Genomic DNA, 2,526 nt, shown 5'->3' on the forward strand with positions numbered 1-2,526 from the left:
TGCCCGCCGACGCAGTTGCCGATCTTCTTGAAGTACTTGTCCGCCGACGCAGTTGCCGATCTTCTTGAAGTACTTGTCGAACATCGAGTAGCGCAGGTAGTCGCCCATGCGGGCCGCCTTCTTGACGAGGTCGGCCACGTCGGCGCCCTTGCCCTGCGCCTTCGCCCACACCGAGGCCCAGTAGACGGCCTGGATCGCGCGCGCATCCGCGTCCGGCGCATTGGTGTAGCGCCACTGCTTCGCGTAGCTCTGGTCGCCGATGAACAGGCTCAGGAAGCCCTGCGTGCCGCCGCTGCGGCCCCAGCGGAAGGTGTCGCACGAGGGATGGGGAATCGTCTCCCACACCGATTCCTGCGGCCCGCGCTGGAAGGTGTTGATGTAGGCCGGCTTGGTGGTGCCGTCGCCGCAGCGGCCGTAGCCGTACCAGTTGTCGACGTCGGTCAGCCAGTGCATGCCGTAGATGTCGCGCGTGCCGTAGGCCGTCGCGAGCTCGGTGGCGATCGGGTCCTGCCCCGGCGTCACCGAGTTGTCCAGCGGCGCGGGGTAGTTCTTCGGCAGCGCGAACTCGCCGGCGTAGGTGGCCGGCTTGGCGGGGTTGTAGAAGCTGTTGGTGGGCTGGTCGGCCGTGGGCGGGATGATGGTCCGCTCCATCGTCGCCCAGGCGGCCTTCAACGGTGCCCAGTCGCCGGTGACGCGGCCGTACTGGGCCTCGAGCCAGAGCCAGAAGCTGTAGGCCTCGGAGGTCGTCTCATGGCCGTAGTCCGGCGCCTCGACCATCAGCGTCTCGATCGAGTGGTACGGCACGCCGTCGCTGCTGAAGTAGCCGTTCGCCGGATCCTTGATCTTGTTGTACTGCGTCAGGAAGCGCTGCGTGTACTCGGCATCGGCGGCGCGCGCCGGTGCGGCGAGCGACAAGGCGAGCACGGCGGCGGCAACGGCCGAAAGCATGTGGAATCGGATCTTCATCGAAATGTCTCCTGTTTTGAAAACGTTTTCACGATGGTGAGACTGCGAGTGAGACTGCGACTGAAACTGCGATCAAGCGCACTGCGCCACCGCGGCGCCAGGGCGCAGCGGTGGGTACAACGATTCGCGGAGTGTTCGAGCGCGTCAGGACGGGCTGGGGGTGCCCGGGCGCTCAAGGGTGGCCAATGGCCGGCGGGAGGACTGCAACTGCATCATTCCGTGTCTCCTTTCCCTCGGCGCGGCGGTCTTGCGACGGCGCGCCGTCATGTTCTGGACGGTCTGTCTACAACTGCCGTTGAAATCGATTTCAACTGAACCAGTGTGCCGCCGCTCGCGTGCTCGCGGCCATTCGGGTTAGCCCCATCAGATGCAACAGGTCGTTGACGAAGGTGAAGACGACCGGGGTCGGCGATGACCACCTCGCCTGCCGCGGGACGCGGCACATATGCAAACGCGAAATGCGCAGTTCACAGCGCCGTGTCGCACTCCTAAGGTCCGGCACTCCACCCCGAGGCACTCCACCATGGCGCACGCCGGCACCCTGCAGATCCAGCACCTGAGCAAGCAGTACGAAGTGAAGGGCGAACCGCTGTCCGTGCTCGACGACATCACGCTCACCGTCAACCCGGGCGAGTTCGTCAGCATCGTCGGCAGCAGCGGCTGCGGCAAGTCGACGCTGCTGCGGCTGATCGTCGGGCTGGACGAGAACTACCAGGGCGAGGTGCTGCTCGACGGCGAGCGCATCGTCGGCACCAGCCTGAACCGCGGCATCGTGTTCCAGGAGCACCGGCTGTTCCCGTGGCTCACGGTGGAGCAGAACATCGGGCTCGGGCTGCTGAACGGCGAGCTCAGCGAGAAACAGAAGGCCGACACGGTGCGCGAGCACATCGCGCTGGTCGGCCTGGCCGGCTTCGAGACGGCGTGGCCGCACCAGCTGTCGGGCGGCATGTCGCAGCGGGTGGCGATCGCGCGTGCGCTGGTCAACCGGCCCGAGGTGCTGCTGCTCGACGAACCGTTCGGCGCGCTCGACGCGCTGACGCGCGCCCACCTGCAGCAGGAGCTGCACCGCATCTGGCAGGCCGAAGGGATCACGATGATCCTGGTGACGCACGACGTCGAGGAAGCCGTCTACCTCGCCGGCAAGGTGGTGGTGATGGAGCCGCGGCCGGGCCGCATCCGCCGCATCGTGCCGGTGGAGCTCGATCACCCGCGAGACCGCGTGGGCCTCGCGTTCTCGCGCGTCAAGGAAGACGTGCTCGCCGAGTTCGCCGGCAAGGCTGGTCCAGGCTGAGCAACCGCCCGGCGCAGCACGTCCGCTTCCGAATCAGAAGCTGTGGCGGATGCCTGTCGTGAACTCGGTGATGTTGCGATCCCCGGCGTTCGTCAGGCCGGCCGGCACGGCGCTGGCCCAGCGGTCGGCGTAGCCGTCGCCTTCGTTCTTGAAGCGCGTCACCGCGCTGTACAGCGCCGTGCGCTTCGACAGGTCGTACTGGTAGCCGACGCCGARGGCTTGCGTCTTGCCTTCGTTCACGTTCTTGGCCTTGTTCTGCACGTACTGCG

At 66.7% G+C, this 2,526-nt stretch carries 3 protein-coding genes; 1 reads left to right on the forward strand and 2 read right to left on the reverse strand.

The window, feature by feature from the left end; translation table 11 throughout:
• Positions 1 to 966 (reverse strand): glycoside hydrolase family 48 protein (locus tag AC1D1T_RS31675; RefSeq protein ID WP_477993331.1); only part of this gene is annotated, 966 nt, incomplete at its 3' end.
• Positions 967 to 1,489: 523 nt separating this feature from the next.
• Between AC1D1T_RS31675 and AC1D1T_RS31680 the strand changes: the two genes are divergently transcribed.
• The gene (locus AC1D1T_RS31680; RefSeq protein ID WP_465114797.1) at positions 1,490 to 2,257 is read left to right on the forward strand and encodes an ABC transporter ATP-binding protein; all 768 of its coding nucleotides are present in this window, start codon (positions 1,490 to 1,492) and stop codon (positions 2,255 to 2,257) included.
• A gap of 33 nt (positions 2,258 to 2,290) precedes the next feature.
• On the opposite strand, the gene AC1D1T_RS31685 is transcribed toward AC1D1T_RS31680, so the two are convergent.
• Positions 2,291 to 2,526: porin (locus AC1D1T_RS31685; protein WP_477993333.1), on the reverse strand; the 236-nt coding region annotated here is incomplete at its 5' end.

The organism is Rhizobacter sp. P2_H3 (genome assembly GCF_056403355.1).

Coding starts and splice junctions, on each gene's coding strand:
- AC1D1T_RS31680 (WP_465114797.1), top strand. CDS start 1,490: ATGGCGCACGCCGGCACCCTGCAGATCCAGCACCTGAGCAAGCAGTAC.